Genomic DNA, 15,261 nt, shown 5'->3' on the forward strand with positions numbered 1-15,261 from the left:
GTTGGGGATGTCTGTTTTTTTATACAAGCAAAATTTCAATCAAAGATGAGATTGAATTGGAGAAGGGTGTGACAGGTTATGGAAAATAGTCATTGGCCAAAATGGGCCGTGGAGTCGATTGAGGTGGTACCTCCGAATCCGGATTGGATCGAGTCAGGAAGAGCGGAAGTGAAGGAACTCATGCAAGGTTTGAGTCCCTATGGTGTCAAAGAAGTCGAGCATGTGGGGAGCACGTCGATCCACGACCTTCCGGCGAAACCGATCATTGATGTGATGGCAATGATTCCATCTTTTGATGAAGTGGAGGAGATTGCGGAAAAACTTGCGGAGGATGATTGGCATTTTGTGCCGGTGGAGCTTGATGAACGGCCATGGAGGAGATTCTTTATTAAGGTTGAACATGATAGGCGTGTCGCCCATCTGCATCTCATGATGGAAGGGGAACCGCGATGGGAACAGCAGCGGCTATTCAGGGACCGGTTGAACGGAAACCCTGCCTTGAGGAAAGAATACGCAGAACTGAAAAAAAGTCTGGCAAATCAATTTCCGGATGACCGGGAAGCGTATTCGGAAGGGAAAGCAGCATTTATAGAGAGAGTATTGGGGGAATGAAATTGAAGAAACGAATGCTGATGATTATGATACTCGCCATAGGATTCCTGTTGATGGCCTGCAGCGGTGAACAGCAGCAGGTGGTGGAACAGGCACAACCGGAAAAGGAAAGCGAAGACGCAGCGGCAGAAACGGATGAAGAAATCGATTCGGTTGATTTGGAAGAGGCAACTGCTCAAGGACAAGATCAAGGTCAAGAAGAATCGGACGCCACGGAGGAACCACTTGCTACATACCCTTCAGAAAAAGTCGAATACGCCCGCGTCTGGTTGCAGGTAATCGGGAATGGAGACGTAGAAGAACTGAACGTCCAACACATTTCAGCCGGAGAGCAGCTGAATCCTTATGATGACAAGAGCGTCGCCTATCCGGAAGACGTCATCGTGTTAACCGGCAAAGCGTCGGCAGACGGAACCGTCACCTATAGCGGCAACGGCGACGGCACGATCAATGTGTACGATGTTCCATCGCACTGGCCGAGCAGTGAGCAAATCGAGGAGTCGATGGAAGAGTATACGAAGAAAATCGTGGATGGTACGGAGAAGGTGTCGGTTGATGCGGGGGATGAGGAAGAGGTTGTTGGGTTGATCGAGAAGATTAGTGGTTAGGAGGATCATATTGAAGAAAGAAGCATTATCAAAGAAATGGAATACCTTTCGAACAATCACACTAGTGATTATCCTGTTCATTTATATAAGGTATTTATTCGATGAAGATCCAACGAATGACCGCATTGGGTGGTCAGTGATGATTCTTTTTTGGACTTTTAAGGGGTTGTTTGATGCGATTGAAGATAAAAACAAGGGGAATAAGAAGTCAATGGTCGCCAATATTGTCTTTGTCATGGCTGGCTGTGGAGTCCTGCTTTGGCAGGGAATACAAGTGATCTTTTAGCTTCTGAGGGACGGACCTCATCAGTAAAGTTCTTATGTATTGATCATGATGACGGATGATTCTCTTACAGATGGGGGACTCTTTTTAATAGGAACGGAGTGAGGAGTGGACGTATGGAATTTGACGGTAAGAGGTTAAAAGAAAAGGCACGTGCAGCCATGCATAAGTTGAAGGATAATGTGAAAGGGTCGTACTATTCGATGGCCGATATCCCGTCATCGTCCGTACAGGAGCTTGCGGTTTTTATTCAGCTGAATCCTGAGTCCCACGTAACGAAGAAGAATCTGCTGGGGAATTCATTTTCCTTTTTCAGACTAAATCTGGACAGGCATGATTTCTACCTGGAAACCAGGGCTGGCCGTATTTTGCATCTGGATGGATCGAAAGATGGAAAGAGATTCGTTTCCTATCGGTCCTACCGGGATGCAGACGATTTACATTCCCCGGTGAAATTGAGTTGAGGTTTGAAAGGTAGGCTTTCTTACTGAAGAAGGCCTCTTTTTTTGTTCTGAAGAGGGACGGACCTTCCCAAATATGAAACTTTTTACAGTCCGGTTTCGTATCTAGAGTATAAGCTAATAGGAGGCATCCCTTTATGAATCCATATAGAAATAAGCGTTACTGGATCCTCATGCCACCATTTCTTTTAACAACATTGGGACTTTTCTTTATCCTTCCTGAGGATAAAGGGGTATATCCTTTTTTGGTCGTGATCGCGTTTTGGATTACATATTATGCTTGGAATGACTATACTTTGAAAAAGAGCGAGGAAACCAATGAATCTATTAAGAAAAGGATTAATTAGAGGTCTCATCCCTTTTGTTTTTTTTACACTCATTTGGCTGCTATGGACACTGTTTGAAGGCTCATCGGCCATTTCGAAGCAACTATTCCTTTACGGTCTGATCGCATTTTTCCTCGGAGTGGCAAGTGTCATCTATGAAGTGGAGCGATGGCGCTTCATCCAACAGATTGTGGTTCATTATCTGGTCATGTTCGTGACGGTTTTCCCGACGTTACTGCTGAGCGGTGCGTACCCCGTGGATTCTATAAGGGATGTAGCGAGGGTATATTTCCTTTTTAATCAGATGGGGTTGATTCTATTTTTAAGTACTTATTTTTTGTTTAAATGGAGGAATCGGGCGTATATGAGGGAACAGAATGAATAGAACGGTGGCGAGTGGCTCTCTTGTAGAAGAGGGCTATTTTTTTATAATGATCGTCATGACGGAAACCCTAAGTATAAATTGTGACTCTAAGGAAAAAACTAGAAAAACGTCTTATTCAAAAGGTGACCCATGCAAAATTACTCGAACGACAACACCGCCAGATGGTACCGGGCTCATGTAAGTCTTCTGGGTACCACTCAAATCCATCTTCGAAATCCCTATATCATTGCCTGGTGGAGTGCTGCCTTTCCTGGTTTCGGGCACCTGCTCTTATCGAAATATCTCAGGGGGTTCGTCCTGGTCATATGGGAGGTCCTTGTCAATATCCAATCCAATGTAAACCTGGCGATGATCTATTCTTTTCAGGGGGAAATTGAAAAAGCGAAAGATATTTTGGATACACAGTGGTTATTGATTTATATCCCCGGGTATATCTTCAGTATTTGGGACAGCTACCGGACGACGGTCGATCTGAATAATGTGTTTATTATGGCTGACCGCGAAGAGCACCGGTTTAATACCTTCAGTATCGGGGCGTTGGAGATCAATTATCTGGACAAGCGAAATCCGGTCATGGCCGTGATCTGGTCGCTGTTTATCCCCGGCCTGGGGCAGCTTTACATCCACCGGATTGTGACGGCATTCTTTGTCATCGTTTGGACGGTCGTGTTTTTTTACTATTCTCACGGTCTTGAAGCGACTTCCCTTTTATTTCTGGGGGAGATTGCGGAGTCGACGGCTGTCCTGGATGCGGAATGGCTGTTGTTTTTTCCTTCGTTGTACGGTTTTTCCATTTTTGATTCCTATATGAACACGGTTGAAAATAATAAATTGTATGAAAAGGACCAACGGAAATATTATTTGGAGAATTACCAGTCTCCATCGTTTCAGGTATTAAAAGGGAAGAAGGTGAACTAAACGATGCAGCTCTTCTCAACATTCGAGCACACCATTCACATCGAGTTGGCGGTTGCCACGTTGGAGAAAAAAGGTATACCGCAAGAAAACATCTTTGTGGTTCCCCTGGATAATATGAAGGAAGAACGAAAGATATTTGACACATTGGAGCGGTCAGACGGCACGTCATTGATTGATATTGGAGCCGCTTTGTCGACGGCCTTTGCCGTAATAGGAGCAAGTATCGGGTTTGAACTGGCATGGGGACCGATTTACTGGGGACTGATCGGTGCTGCAGTCGGATTTATGGTTGGGTTCGCCATTCGCCTCTTTACAGAGCTCGTTTTGAAAAAGAGAAGAAGAGTGCTGAAAGGCTTTCACTCCGAACTCATCATGATCGTGGACTGCAAAGAGGACGAAGGGGAGCTGGTCGAAAACATCCTGTTCCGTCACTTTGCCATGGGAGTAGCAAAAGTAAAAGGTGACTCGAAGCAGGGGGACGGTTCTTCTGCTTCCACCTAATCTAGGGAAACCCTGATGATGTTCCACCCATCCTCCACCAGGAAAACAAAAAAGGGAACGTCCAACTAAGGAGGTTCCCTTACCCTTTCAAGAAGAGATCATACTCGAAAATGTCATATACGACATGATTACCCAACAGATGGAGAATACAATGCCCGTAAAACTAAAAATGACCCCTAACACGGCCAGATGCTTCCCCTCCTGACCATTCTGTTTGACTTCTCTCCGTCCGATCATCCCCAGAATAGCGCCTATCAGACCGAGAATCGCCCCCACCATAGGAAAAATCACCATCACAACGGACAAGATCCCCAGTAAGACAGACGCCACGGCTTTTCCATTCAAGCCTTTCCTCTCTAGCTCATGATTCATTCCTCACTCCTCCTTATGAAAAAGTATATGAATCCACCATGGGAAAGGGTGAGGGACGGACCTCTGCACTCCTTCGCATTTTCTCGAAACCATCCCTTTGACTATCTACCGAAAAAGGAATAGACTAATATAGTTCCATTATGAACAGTTCATTATATTAACCATTAGAAATGAGGGAATATCCATGGGAAATCAGCAGATCACTCCTGCACTGCAATTATTGCGCTCCTTTTCACGGGTGAATAAGACGATGATGCGGTTCGTTCAGAAAACGGCTGCAGACAACGGCTTATCCGTCCCTCAATATACGATATTGGTGACGATCGCCCCTGAGGGAGAGCTGACACAGAAGACGATCGGGGAGAGGACGTTCCTGCCGAAAAGCACGCTTAGTCAAGCCGTCGATGGGCTGGTTCAGGCAGGATTCCTCCACCGGCAGCAGGTGGAAGACAATCGCCGTGAAATGCTTCTTTCCCTCAGCCATCAGGGGGAGACGATGCTAAAAGGCATCCACAAGCAGGAAGGCAGCATTCACTGCTTGACGGCAGGTGCTGTCGAAAAGCTGTCTGAAGAAGAGTTCGCCGGACTCTTGCAGGCGCATGAGCGAATTGCCGACTTCTTTGAGGAGAAAGGGAAAGAGGAGGATGCCACATGATTAAGCTCTTGAAACACTTATCCACATATAAATGGATGGTCGTCGGGATTTTTGCACTGATTTTCATTCAATCCATGTCGACCCTTTACTTACCGACCCTCATGTCTGACATCATCGACAAAGGGGTCGTCGTCGGGGACATCCCGTATATATGGAAGATTGGCGGATTCATGCTCGTCGTGTCCGCTCTCGGTGCGGTGGCTTCCATCATTGCGAGCTACTATTCTTCGAAAGCCGCCGTCGGGTTGGGACGCGATGTCCGACGAAAGCTCTTTTATCATATTGAAAAATTCTCGCTCCAGGAATTTGATGAGGTGGGGACGGCATCTCTCATTACGAGAACGACGAATGATATCACCCAGGTGCAGCAGGTGGTGATTATGTTGCTCCGAATGATCATCAGTGCGCCGATCATGCTCGTTGGCGGGATCATCATGGCGGTGTTGATGGATGCGAAATTATCCCTGGTCATTATCCTGACGATGCCGGTATTGGTCGGGTCGATCCTTTTGATCCTTTATAAAGGGATTCCATTGTTCCAGACGGTCCAGAAAAAGCTCGATCAATTGAATCTGGTGCTTCGTGAGAACTTGACCGGTATCCGCGTCATCCGTGCCTTCAACCGTGAACCTGAAGAGAAGGAGCGACTGAAGCGGACCAATCATGAACTGACCGATGTGTCGATCAAGGTAAATAAAATCATGGCCTTCATGATGCCTGTGATGATGCTCGTCATGAATATGACCGTCGTCGCCGTCATCTGGTTCGGTGGCATCCGGATCGATAACGGCGGGATGCAGATCGGGGATTTGATGGCGTTCATTCAATACGTCATGCAAATCATGTTTGCCTTAGTCATGGCGTCGATGATGTTCGTCATGGTGCCACGTGCCGATGTGTCGGCGAAGCGGATCAACAAGGTGCTTGAAATGACGCCTTCTTTTAAAGATAACGGAACGAAAGCAGCAGACGTTCAACAGGGGACCCTCGAGTTCGACTCAGTCACGTTTCACTATCCGGGTGCCGAAGAGCCTGCCCTGTCGGATGTCAGTTTTACCGCAAATCCTGGTGAAACAACGGCCATCATTGGCGGGACCGGTTCAGGTAAAACGACGCTCATCAACCTGATCCCTCGATTTTATGAGATCGCGAGCGGCACGATCCGGGTCAATGGTGTGGACATCAGGGACGCTTCCCAGGAAGAAATCCGCTCGAAGCTTGGACTTGTGCCGCAGAAGGCGACACTATTTACCGGAACGATTGCGGAGAATATCCGCTTCGGAAAAGAAGAGGCGAGTGATGAAGAAGTGGCAGAGGCAGCCCGGATCGCCCAGGCGGAAGAGTTTGTCAGCCGGATGGACGGGGGATTCCAGGCAGAGATCGAGCAGGGCGGATCGAATCTCTCCGGAGGTCAGAAACAGCGCTTGTCGATTGCTAGAGCCCTGGTCCGGAAACCGGATATCTATTTATTTGACGACAGTTTCTCAGCCCTCGATTACAAAACCGATGCCAGGCTCCGTGCCGCATTGAAACAGGAAACCGGTGATGCAACAGTGCTCATCGTCGCCCAGCGGGTCAGCACGGTGATCGATGCCGACCAGATCATCGTGTTGGATAAAGGTGAAGTGGCCGGAATCGGGACTCATCTTGAGCTCCTTGACACGAATGAAGTGTACCAGGAAATCGTGGCATCACAGCTTTCAGAGGAGGAATCGGCATGAGTAAGGAACGTAAACCTCAAAGAGGCGGAGGACATGGAGGATTCGGACCGGGCGGCGGCAACATGATGATGATGGGGCAGAAGCCGAAAAATTTCAAGAGCACCTTGAAGCGGCTCCTTGGTTATCTGAAACCGCGTCGTGGGCAGTTAATCGCTGTTCTTTTTGCTGCCATCTTAAGTACGGTCTTCGCCATCATCGGACCGAAGATCATGGGGAACGCCATCACGGAATTATTCGAAGGCGCCTATGCGAAGTTTCAAGGGGTGCCCGGTGCAGGGATCGACTTTGAAAAAATCGGTGAGATCCTGCTGTTGCTTGCCGGACTCTATGTGTTCAGCAGTATCTTCAATTTCATCCAGCAATACATCATGTCGAGCGTCGCTCAACTGACGGCGTATGACTTAAGGGAAGATGTGAATCAAAAGATCGAGAAGCTTCCATTGAAGTATTACGATGGCCGTGCGAACGGGGAGACCCTTAGCCGGATGACGAATGACATCGATACGATCTCAAGTACGCTGCAGCAAAGTCTGACCCAGTTCATCACGTCGATCGTAACGATTGTCGGGATCATCATCATGATGCTATCGATCAGTCCACTATTGACGTTGATTTCTGTAGTGAGCTTACCGGTTTCCGTCTTTGCCATCCGACCGATATTGAAGCGGTCCCAGAAGCACTTTGCCGATCAACAGCGGACCCTCGGTCAGTTGAACGGACATATTGAAGAAATGTTCACCGGTCACCAGGTCGTGAAAGCGTTCGGGCATGAAAAAAAGGCCGGCGTGCAGTTCGATTCGGTGAACGATGAACTGTATGAAGCAGGAAGCAAAGCCCAGTTCATCTCAGGAATCATCATGCCAATCATGATGTTCATCGGAAACATCAGCTATGTGCTGATCAGTGTCGTCGGGGGGATCCTCGTGACGAATCGTGCTATTTCCATCGGGGATATCCAGGCGTTCATCACGTATACTCGCCAGTTCACCCAGCCGATCACCCAGACGGCGAACATTGCGAATATCATCCAATCGACCGTGGCAGCGGCGGAACGGGTATTCGAGCTGTTGGATGAGGAAGAAGAAGTGAAAGAAGAAACCGTGGCTCACCTTTCCCGTCCGGAAGGCGAGGTTGCGTTCGAACATGTGGACTTCGGATACGGTGAGAATTTGTTGATCAATGATATGAACATTCATGTGAAGCCTGGCCAGACGGTTGCCATCGTCGGACCGACCGGAGCAGGTAAAACGACGCTCATCAACCTGTTGATGCGGTTTTACGAACTGAACGGCGGGAAAATCAAGATCGACGGCATCGATACGAGGTCCGTCCCTCGAAGTGAACTGAGAAGAAGCTTCGGTATGGTATTGCAGGATACTTGGTTGTTTAAGGGGACGATCCGGGAAAATATTGCGTACGGGAAGACGGGTGTGACAGAAGAGGAAATCATGCAGGCGTCCGAGATGGCCCATGCGGATCATTTCATCCGTACGCTTCCGGAAGGCTATGATACAGTCCTCAATGAGGAAGCATCGAATATCTCACAAGGACAGAAACAGCTGATCACCATCGCACGGGCGATCCTCGCCGATCCTCCAATCATGATCCTGGATGAAGCGACGTCCAGTGTCGATACCCGGACCGAGCTATTGATCCAGCAGGCGATGAATCGCTTGATGGAAGGCAGAACGAGCTTTGTCATCGCTCATCGTCTTTCTACCATTAAAGATGCAGATCTGATTCTCGTCATGGACCAGGGATCTGTCATCGAACAGGGGACGCATGCAGAATTGCTCAGACAGAACGGTTTTTATGCCGATCTGTATAATAGTCAGTTTGGGGAAGTGGCTGGATAAGAAGCATGGGGACGGTTCTCCTGCTTCCTGTTATCATAATCGATGACCAGGAAGCAAAGGAACCGTCCCTCTGCTTCTTTCATGTTAAAATAGATGTGTGATAGCGATTTTCGCTTCATAGTAGAGACTCTTAGTCTAGTATTTTGGGAATTTACATACAAGAGAGGGACCAGACAAAATGAATCAAGAAACCAAACAAAAATCCGTTGTCTTTGCTCTATTAATTGCCACGTTCCTGACAGCCATCGAAGGAACGATCGTCAGTACGGCGATGCCGAAGATTGTGGAGGACCTTGGCGGAAGTGAGCTGTATACGTGGGTCATTTCTGTCTATCTGTTGGCGATTGTGATCAGTACACCTGTCTTTGGGAAGATGGCTGACTTATTCGGAAGAAAAATTATGTTTACGATCGGTGTCAGTATTTTTCTAGCAGGTTCCATGCTCTCGGGATTATCGCAATCCATGGAACAGCTGGTTCTGTTCCGTTTGATCCAGGGGATAGGAGCGGGGGCCCTGACAACCTTGCCGTTTACGATCATCGGGGATGTGTTCACCTTTGAAATGCGGGCGAAGATGCAGGGTTGGATGAGCAGCGTCTGGGGAATAGCCGGCATAGCGGGTCCCCTTGCAGGCGGGTTTATTGTCGATACGGTTTCATGGCATTGGATTTTTTATATGAATCTACCATTTGGTATCGTATCTCTTTTCTTATTATGGACGTCGTTAAAGGAAAACATAGAAAAGAAGAAACGAAAAATAGACTACAGTGGAATTTTCACTTTTGCCGTTAGTATTACGGCTTTTCTCTATGCGTTGACGCTCCTGAAGGAACACCATCATGTGACGGGGGGAATACTCACGTTATTGATTGTGGCTGCTGTTGGAATGAGTTTGTTTCTTTGGATCGAATCCAAGGTGGAAGAGCCGATGCTCCCACTTTCGTTATTTAAAAATCGCTTTATCACTATTTCGATGATTGCAGGCTTTTTGCTGGGCTTCATTCTCGTTGCGATTACGTTCTATATTCCTTTATGGGTACAGGGAGTCACCGGATTGAATGCGACATTGTCCGGGGTGACGATGCTGCCAATGTCGATTACCTGGCCCCTTGCTGCGGTTTTGTCAGGAAAGTTGATGGCCAAAACGTCCATTGGAAGGATCACCGTGATGGGGATTTCCGTCATTACAGCGGGATGTGTGGGTTTGGTTTTATTTAACGAGAATACGATTGTTCCGTTGATGATGATTGTCACGGCGATGATCGGCTTTGGCTTCGGGTTGTCCCTGACCGCCTTCACGGTCGCTGTCCAATCTTCTGTTGAATGGAAGGTCCGGGGCGCTGCCATGGGAACGTTCAACCTCATGCGGAACCTCGGCCAATCCATCGGTATTGCGGTTTCCGGCCTGTGGCTGAGTGATCAGCTGAGCGGTCATGTATTAGAGTCAAGCTTGCATACCGTCTTTATGATTTTAGTCGTACTCGGCATATGTGCCATAGTAACAGCGGGAGTGCTCCTCGGTGAGAAGGGGAAAGAGCTTTCTTTGAATTAGAGGGACGGACCTCCTTCGAGACTCATAGGAAAGTGGATAACATAGACTACTCATGAGGGAAAATCATATCTGGTGTCTGACCGACTAATGGGTCAGGCACCTTTTTTATCCCCGCAAAGAAGGAGTATATTTCCATCGGGATAAGACCATGATGGTACTACTACTTCACGGGAGGGGCTACATATGTTCTTCAGCAGGATACAAAGAAGTCCCGGGGAAACCGGAGGCGAGACAGAATCAAAGCCGGACCTTCCCATTTCAAGCTCAGGTGAGTCCTTTACGAAAGAAATAAAAGCTGTGTTTCATGAAAGCGCAGATCTCGTCATGATGAGCCCAAGGCCCGGCGTGACCTTCATCTATTTCGATATGCTGATTGACAAAACGATGTTAAACCGTGACATCATGAGTCAGCTGGGCGGGGAAGAACTTACCCCCGACAGATTGAAAGAGAAGCTGAATGTCGGAAATATAGAGCTTCAAAATCAGGTGAATCCGTGTGTCAGCAGCCTTCTCGGCGGAGCGGTACTCATCCATCTTGAAGGGTATTCTAGTGTATTGGCCGTGAATATCCGTTCAGGGGACAGCCGTTCCTTATCAAAGCCAGAAAATGAATCGATTGTCATTGGGCCACAGCTCGGATTCAATGAGAGTCTTTCTACAAATATTTCACTGGTCCGCAGATATTTAATGAACCCGAACTTATGCAATAAATCCATCACCATGGGGAAGCAGACCCATACAGCCGTTTCCCTCTTATACATAGAAGGGGTTGCCTCGGAACAAATGGTGCAGACCGTAACGGAACGTATTTCCAATATTAAAATAGACGGGGTATTGGATAGTTCCCTTTTGATGCAATTGATCGAGGATAACAGTTTAAGCATTTTTCCACAGTTGATCTTGACCGAGCGTCCGGACCGGGCCTGTTCCTGGCTCCTGAACGGAAAGGTCGTCATTTTGGTGGATGGGAGCTCACTGGTGGTCGGATGTCCACAATCCTTCGTTGAGTTCTTTCAAAGTATGGAAGATCAGAATGTGAAGTGGCAGGTTGCTTCTTTTTTTAGAATTCTTCGATTTATTGCCATGTTGCTGTCGGTCTTTTTTACGGCGATCTATGTCGCTTCATTGACGTTTCACTATGAGATTATTCCGCAGCCTCTTTTGGTCCCTTTAAGTGAATCCCGCTCAAGGGTTCCCTTTCCGCCGATCATAGAAGCATTATTACTCGAATTCATTATTGAGTTACTAAGGGAAGCGGGTGCACGTCTGCCGACGAAAGTGGGACAGACCATGGGTATCGTCGGCGGTATTGTCATCGGGACGGCTGCTGTGCAGGCGGGTTTCACCAGTAACATCCTGATTATCATCGTGGCTCTTGGGGCTTTGGCTTCTTTCACCACACCAAGCTTCATGATGGGGAATGTGATTCGCATTATTCGATTCCCGATCATTATTTTGGCAGGATTCTGGGGCTTTTATGGAACGATGTTTGCATTTTGTTTCTTGCTGATTCATCTCTTGAGACAAACAAGCCTGGGGAGCCCATTTCTTGCGCCTTTTTATCCTGTGCGGATCAGGGATTGGGCGGACAGTATCTTCAGGCTGCCCCTTAAATATACGTCAAAACGTCCTTATCAGGCCAGGCCATTGGACTCCAGTAAGTACGATGGAGATGAATGAGGCCAGTTAAAGGAGAAGGGAGGGAGCTATGAAGATTCACGTACACCCACAACCACAATCACTTCTCAATGCTTTCATGGTCATGTTCATCATCCATTCTGTCCAATTGGGCGTTGGGGTGCAGGGGTTTCAGCGGATTATTTATATGGATGCAGGGCACGATGCCTGGATTTCTGTCGCTCTTTCCGGGGTGGTGACCTGCTTTATTGGCTTTATCATGGTGAAAACCCTCAATTACTATGAGAGCTCGGATCTATATGGGATCCAGCAGGATGTATACGGAAAATGGCTGGGCTCCTGTATGAATGCCCTTTACATCTTTTATTGTCTGGGTGCGTTCCTTGTCGTCATGCGAAATTATATTGAAGTGCTTCAAGCATGGGTGTTTCCTGAAGTACCAACCTGGTTCATCAGTCTGACGCTCTTGATGTTAGTACTATATGGAGCCCTTGGCGGCTTCAGAATCATTGCGGGCGTTTCATTCTTCAGTGTGTTTCTGTCACTTTGGCTACTATTTCTGCTGGGATACCCGCTTCAATTCAGTCACTGGTCGAACCTCCTTCCTATCTTGGAGTCCAATGCAACTGAAATCCTTAAAGGGACCTATTCCATGACCTTCACCGTCATCGGATTCGAACTCATTTATTCTTTTTATCCCTTTATAAAAGAGAAGAAGAAGGTTCACATGTATATGCAGTTTGGGTTAGTGTATACAACTCTTTTGTATGTGGCCATCATGCTCGTTACTCTAAGCTATTTCAGCGGAGGTCAATTGGAACGGACCATCTGGGGGACCCTCTCCCTGTTTAAAATCGTCCGGCTGCCTTTTATTGAACGATTTGAGTATGTGGCGATCACCTTCTGGATGCTCCTGATCCTTCCTAACTTGATGCTGTACCTCTGGTCGGCTTCCAGAGGTTTGACACGCATGTTCGGTGAAAAAAGGAGAAGGGGCTATATTTGGGCATTATCCTTTATATTATTTGGCTGTATCCAGCTGTTTGTGACCAGACAGCAAATCAATCAGTTGAATAATGTTTTTGCCCAGCTGGCCTTCTTCGTGGTCTATTGTTATCCACTCTTCTTGTTTCTTATTGTATGGCTGAAGAAAAAAGTCTTTCGAAAAGAGGTGAAATCATGAAAACGCCTTTCATCATGACGCTCTCCCTCGTCTTCCTTCTCATCCTCACGTCATGTGCAGAAACCAGTACGCTTGAGAAAATAGGGATGATCACGACGGTGGGATATGACAAAGGAGAAGGTGAAAAGATCAATACGACGACACTCATCCTTGAGACGGATCCGCAATCGATGGATAGTACAAATGTGATTTCAAGTCGATCGCTAACCAGTAAAGGAGCAAGAATCGAAAGCAATCTGAAGTCTCCCAAGAAGCTTGAGTCAGGTCAGCTCCGCGTGGCATTGTACGGAGAGGATGTGGCGAAAGACGGTTTGATCAACCTGGCCGATACGCTTTCCCGGGATCATTCCATCAGTGATTTAACGTTCCTCGCTATAGTAGAAGGGAGTGCAGGCGATCTCTTGAAGCATAAGTATCCCCAGTTTTCTGATGCCGGCCAATATGTGTATAAGGAAATTGAGCAAAACATAAGGGGGGAGGTCATCCCTTCACCCACCCTTCATGAGATGCTTCACGATTATTATTCAATTGGAGTGGACCCTTTATTGCCCTTACTGAAATTAGAGGATGACATGATCAATATTACCGGCATGGCGCTACTGAAAGGAGATAAGATGGTGGGGAGGATTTCCCCGAGTGACAGCTTCTATGTCAAACTGGTGAGTGACCGGTTTAAAGCAGGGAGTTTCGAGATCACCTTCAAGAACGGGGAGAAAGAACCGCTCATGCCCTCACTGCCCCCATCAACGGATATTGCGATTGCCCTGGATACGATTAGAAGTAAAAGCAAAATTGAACTAATCGACTCCGCTTCCTTGGATTTCCACCTTAATATCCATATCAATGCGCGCTTGCAGGAAATCAATCGGGATATTGATTTAAAAGAAAACAAAAACCTGGATTTGATTGAAAAAAAACTCAGTAAAAAAATCACCAAAGAAATCGATCAGCTCATCCAGTATTCACAGTCCAAACAATCGGACGTATTTGGCTTTGGTGAAGAATACCGAACAAAAGAATCTCATTCCGACCTGACGGATGAGAAATGGCATGACATGTATAAGGACATTAACGTAAAAGTAAACACAGAATTCGTCATCATAAGGACCGGTGTAGTGGAGTAGAAAGGTACAAGTTCCCGTCCTCTTCTTCTTTTTGAATTCTTCTTTTTGTAGCAGGATTTTTTTTTCGTAGACACGAATAAAGAAATATTCGGGTTAAAAAAAGGAGAGTGTTATGATGAGTTACAAATTCTTGGATAAGGAAATCGTAACGGACTTCCTTAGGACCAATAGAGAGGATTTTCAACAGAAACTATTATCTGAGGCTGTAAATGTCAGAGGGAAAATCAGTGATATTCTCGAAAAAGGAAACATTGATCTGTTAAAGAATGCCGAACTGGTCGCTCACTACATCGTTGAAAACAAAGAAGAAGAGTTGATTGAATTTGCGAAGATTGAGGGGATTGCCTGGGCACAACATGATCTTACCCTGGCTTTCAAACTCGAATGGGTCCATGCCATAAGAAGAACGTTATGGTATTTTCTTTATCAATTTGATGAGCAGAATGGAGAGGATGAATCTCCACGGAAGCCCTTCTTTGATCTGGAAAAAAGGATTAATGACAACGTGGATCAATTCCTGAATAATTTCTTTATCAGCTACTCCGATTACAAAGATGAGCAGTTATGGTCGCACAAAAAATTGGTGGAAAATCTTTCGGTTCCGATTATCCCGGTTAATAGCACCATTGCGGTATTGCCATTAATCGGAATGATCGATTCTTACCGCGTCCATGCATTGGAAGAAAAGGTGCTGATGGAAATCGGATCGATGAAAGTACAAACCCTGATTATCGACTTATCGGGTACCGCGGAAATGGAATTGGATGTCCTTTATCAATTTGAGAGGATCCTAAGCGGAATCAATATGATGGGCTGCAAAGCGATCTTAACAGGGCTGCGGGTAGAACTTGTCAGAAAAATAGTCGATTCAGGAATCGCATTTGACAGTCTGGTAGAAATAAAGGGTACACTACAACAAACGCTGAAAGAACATTTGTGAGAAAAGCAGAGGGACGGTTCTCGTGCTTCCAAAATGGAAGCACCGGAACCGTCCCTCTGCTTCTTGTCGAACTTCCACGTCATAGAAAGGATTTCCCGGGAAAGTGTCGAAGAAATTAGAATAGAT

At 46.7% G+C, this 15,261-nt stretch carries 18 protein-coding genes; 16 read left to right on the forward strand and 2 right to left on the reverse strand.

Annotation, left to right across the window (positions count from 1 at the left end):
• Positions 1-78: 78 nt before the first annotated feature.
• The 8 genes from BVI01S_RS00555 (at position 79) to BVI01S_RS00590 (ending at position 4,094) form a co-directional block, all read left to right on the forward strand.
• The gene (locus tag BVI01S_RS00555) at positions 79-612 is read left to right on the forward strand and encodes a GrpB family protein (RefSeq protein WP_061808817.1); all 534 of its coding nucleotides are present in this window, start codon (positions 79-81) and stop codon (positions 610-612) included.
• Between the two features lie 2 nt (positions 613-614).
• Complete coding sequence (locus tag BVI01S_RS00560) at positions 615-1,220, forward strand: YdeJ family lipoprotein (protein WP_061808818.1); 606 nt, start codon at positions 615-617, stop codon at positions 1,218-1,220.
• A 10-nt stretch (positions 1,221-1,230) separates the two neighbouring features.
• Entirely contained in the window at positions 1,231-1,506 is a 276-nt protein-coding gene (locus tag BVI01S_RS00565) for a hypothetical protein (RefSeq protein ID WP_061808819.1), read from the forward strand.
• A 113-nt stretch (positions 1,507-1,619) separates the two neighbouring features.
• Positions 1,620-1,967, forward strand: coding sequence for a hypothetical protein (locus BVI01S_RS00570; protein WP_061808820.1), 348 nt, complete (start codon positions 1,620-1,622; stop codon positions 1,965-1,967).
• 134 nt (positions 1,968-2,101) lie between these two features.
• Positions 2,102-2,311, forward strand: a complete 210-nt coding sequence (locus BVI01S_RS00575) for a hypothetical protein (RefSeq protein ID WP_061808821.1) — start codon at positions 2,102-2,104, stop codon at positions 2,309-2,311.
• On the forward strand, positions 2,283-2,675 hold the full coding sequence (locus tag BVI01S_RS00580; protein ID WP_061808822.1) for a DUF3021 domain-containing protein: 393 nt from the start codon (positions 2,283-2,285) through the stop codon (positions 2,673-2,675). Before BVI01S_RS00575 ends, BVI01S_RS00580 begins: the two co-directional genes overlap by 29 nt.
• A gap of 129 nt (positions 2,676-2,804) precedes the next feature.
• Complete coding sequence (locus tag BVI01S_RS00585; protein ID WP_061808823.1) at positions 2,805-3,593, forward strand: hypothetical protein; 789 nt, start codon at positions 2,805-2,807, stop codon at positions 3,591-3,593.
• Between the two features lie 3 nt (positions 3,594-3,596).
• Entirely contained in the window at positions 3,597-4,094 is a 498-nt protein-coding gene (locus BVI01S_RS00590) for a hypothetical protein (RefSeq protein ID WP_061808824.1), read from the forward strand.
• Between the two features lie 87 nt (positions 4,095-4,181).
• On the opposite strand, the gene BVI01S_RS00595 is transcribed toward BVI01S_RS00590, so the two are convergent.
• Positions 4,182-4,466, reverse strand: coding sequence for a DUF4190 domain-containing protein (locus tag BVI01S_RS00595; RefSeq protein ID WP_061808825.1), 285 nt, complete (start codon positions 4,464-4,466; stop codon positions 4,182-4,184).
• Positions 4,467-4,650: 184 nt separating this feature from the next.
• Between BVI01S_RS00595 and BVI01S_RS00600 the strand changes: the two genes are divergently transcribed.
• The 3 genes from BVI01S_RS00600 to BVI01S_RS00610 are packed head-to-tail and all read left to right on the forward strand — an operon-like array spanning position 4,651 to position 8,698.
• Positions 4,651-5,121 (forward strand): MarR family winged helix-turn-helix transcriptional regulator, encoded by a 471-nt coding sequence (locus BVI01S_RS00600; RefSeq protein ID WP_061808826.1) that lies wholly within the window; start codon positions 4,651-4,653, stop codon positions 5,119-5,121.
• A complete protein-coding gene (locus BVI01S_RS00605) occupies positions 5,118-6,842 on the forward strand; it encodes an ABC transporter ATP-binding protein (protein WP_061808827.1) in 1,725 nt (574 codons plus the stop codon). The genes BVI01S_RS00600 and BVI01S_RS00605 overlap by 4 nt, the downstream gene beginning before the upstream one ends.
• Entirely contained in the window at positions 6,839-8,698 is a 1,860-nt protein-coding gene (locus BVI01S_RS00610) for an ABC transporter ATP-binding protein (protein ID WP_061808828.1), read from the forward strand. The genes BVI01S_RS00605 and BVI01S_RS00610 overlap by 4 nt, the downstream gene beginning before the upstream one ends.
• Here the strand turns inward: BVI01S_RS00610 and BVI01S_RS22355 are convergent.
• Positions 8,674-8,817, reverse strand: a complete 144-nt coding sequence (locus tag BVI01S_RS22355) for a hypothetical protein (protein ID WP_156477267.1) — start codon at positions 8,815-8,817, stop codon at positions 8,674-8,676. The two genes, BVI01S_RS00610 and BVI01S_RS22355, sit on opposite strands and share 25 nt — an antisense overlap.
• A gap of 59 nt (positions 8,818-8,876) precedes the next feature.
• On the opposite strand from BVI01S_RS22355, the gene BVI01S_RS00615 reads away from it, so the two are divergent.
• The 5 genes from BVI01S_RS00615 to BVI01S_RS00635 all read left to right on the forward strand — a co-directional run bounded on the left by BVI01S_RS00615 (position 8,877) and on the right by BVI01S_RS00635 (position 15,135).
• Positions 8,877-10,250: an MDR family MFS transporter gene (locus BVI01S_RS00615; RefSeq protein ID WP_061808829.1), complete on the forward strand. Its 1,374-nt coding sequence runs from the start codon at positions 8,877-8,879 to the stop codon at positions 10,248-10,250.
• A gap of 183 nt (positions 10,251-10,433) precedes the next feature.
• On the forward strand, positions 10,434-11,930 hold the full coding sequence (locus BVI01S_RS00620) for a spore germination protein (protein ID WP_061808830.1): 1,497 nt from the start codon (positions 10,434-10,436) through the stop codon (positions 11,928-11,930).
• Positions 11,931-11,958: 28 nt separating this feature from the next.
• The gene (locus tag BVI01S_RS00625; protein ID WP_034761975.1) at positions 11,959-13,071 is read left to right on the forward strand and encodes a GerAB/ArcD/ProY family transporter; all 1,113 of its coding nucleotides are present in this window, start codon (positions 11,959-11,961) and stop codon (positions 13,069-13,071) included.
• Positions 13,068-14,195 (forward strand): Ger(x)C family spore germination protein, encoded by a 1,128-nt coding sequence (locus tag BVI01S_RS00630; protein ID WP_061808831.1) that lies wholly within the window; start codon positions 13,068-13,070, stop codon positions 14,193-14,195. The genes BVI01S_RS00625 and BVI01S_RS00630 overlap by 4 nt, the downstream gene beginning before the upstream one ends.
• A gap of 115 nt (positions 14,196-14,310) precedes the next feature.
• The gene (locus BVI01S_RS00635) at positions 14,311-15,135 is read left to right on the forward strand and encodes an STAS domain-containing protein (protein ID WP_061808832.1); all 825 of its coding nucleotides are present in this window, start codon (positions 14,311-14,313) and stop codon (positions 15,133-15,135) included.
• The last annotated feature ends 126 nt before the right edge of the window (positions 15,136-15,261 follow it).

The organism is Rossellomorea vietnamensis NBRC 101237, assembly GCF_001591825.1.
In the GTDB taxonomy this organism is placed as follows: domain Bacteria; phylum Bacillota; class Bacilli; order Bacillales; family Bacillaceae_B; genus Rossellomorea; species Rossellomorea vietnamensis.

Coding starts and splice junctions, on each gene's coding strand:
- BVI01S_RS00555 (WP_061808817.1), top strand. CDS start 79: ATGGAAAATAGTCATTGGCCAAAATGGGCCGTGGAGTCGATTGAGGTG.
- BVI01S_RS00600 (WP_061808826.1), top strand. CDS start 4,651: ATGGGAAATCAGCAGATCACTCCTGCACTGCAATTATTGCGCTCCTTT.
- BVI01S_RS00580 (WP_061808822.1), top strand. CDS start 2,283: ATGAATCTATTAAGAAAAGGATTAATTAGAGGTCTCATCCCTTTTGTT.
- BVI01S_RS00610 (WP_061808828.1), top strand. CDS start 6,839: ATGAGTAAGGAACGTAAACCTCAAAGAGGCGGAGGACATGGAGGATTC.
- BVI01S_RS00590 (WP_061808824.1), top strand. CDS start 3,597: ATGCAGCTCTTCTCAACATTCGAGCACACCATTCACATCGAGTTGGCG.
- BVI01S_RS00630 (WP_061808831.1), top strand. CDS start 13,068: ATGAAAACGCCTTTCATCATGACGCTCTCCCTCGTCTTCCTTCTCATC.
- BVI01S_RS00595 (WP_061808825.1), bottom strand. CDS start 4,466: ATGAATCATGAGCTAGAGAGGAAAGGCTTGAATGGAAAAGCCGTGGCG.
- BVI01S_RS00615 (WP_061808829.1), top strand. CDS start 8,877: ATGAATCAAGAAACCAAACAAAAATCCGTTGTCTTTGCTCTATTAATT.
- BVI01S_RS00575 (WP_061808821.1), top strand. CDS start 2,102: ATGAATCCATATAGAAATAAGCGTTACTGGATCCTCATGCCACCATTT.
- BVI01S_RS00625 (WP_034761975.1), top strand. CDS start 11,959: ATGAAGATTCACGTACACCCACAACCACAATCACTTCTCAATGCTTTC.
- BVI01S_RS22355 (WP_156477267.1), bottom strand. CDS start 8,817: ATGAAGCGAAAATCGCTATCACACATCTATTTTAACATGAAAGAAGCA.
- BVI01S_RS00585 (WP_061808823.1), top strand. CDS start 2,805: ATGCAAAATTACTCGAACGACAACACCGCCAGATGGTACCGGGCTCAT.
- BVI01S_RS00570 (WP_061808820.1), top strand. CDS start 1,620: ATGGAATTTGACGGTAAGAGGTTAAAAGAAAAGGCACGTGCAGCCATG.
- BVI01S_RS00605 (WP_061808827.1), top strand. CDS start 5,118: ATGATTAAGCTCTTGAAACACTTATCCACATATAAATGGATGGTCGTC.
- BVI01S_RS00620 (WP_061808830.1), top strand. CDS start 10,434: ATGTTCTTCAGCAGGATACAAAGAAGTCCCGGGGAAACCGGAGGCGAG.
- BVI01S_RS00635 (WP_061808832.1), top strand. CDS start 14,311: ATGAGTTACAAATTCTTGGATAAGGAAATCGTAACGGACTTCCTTAGG.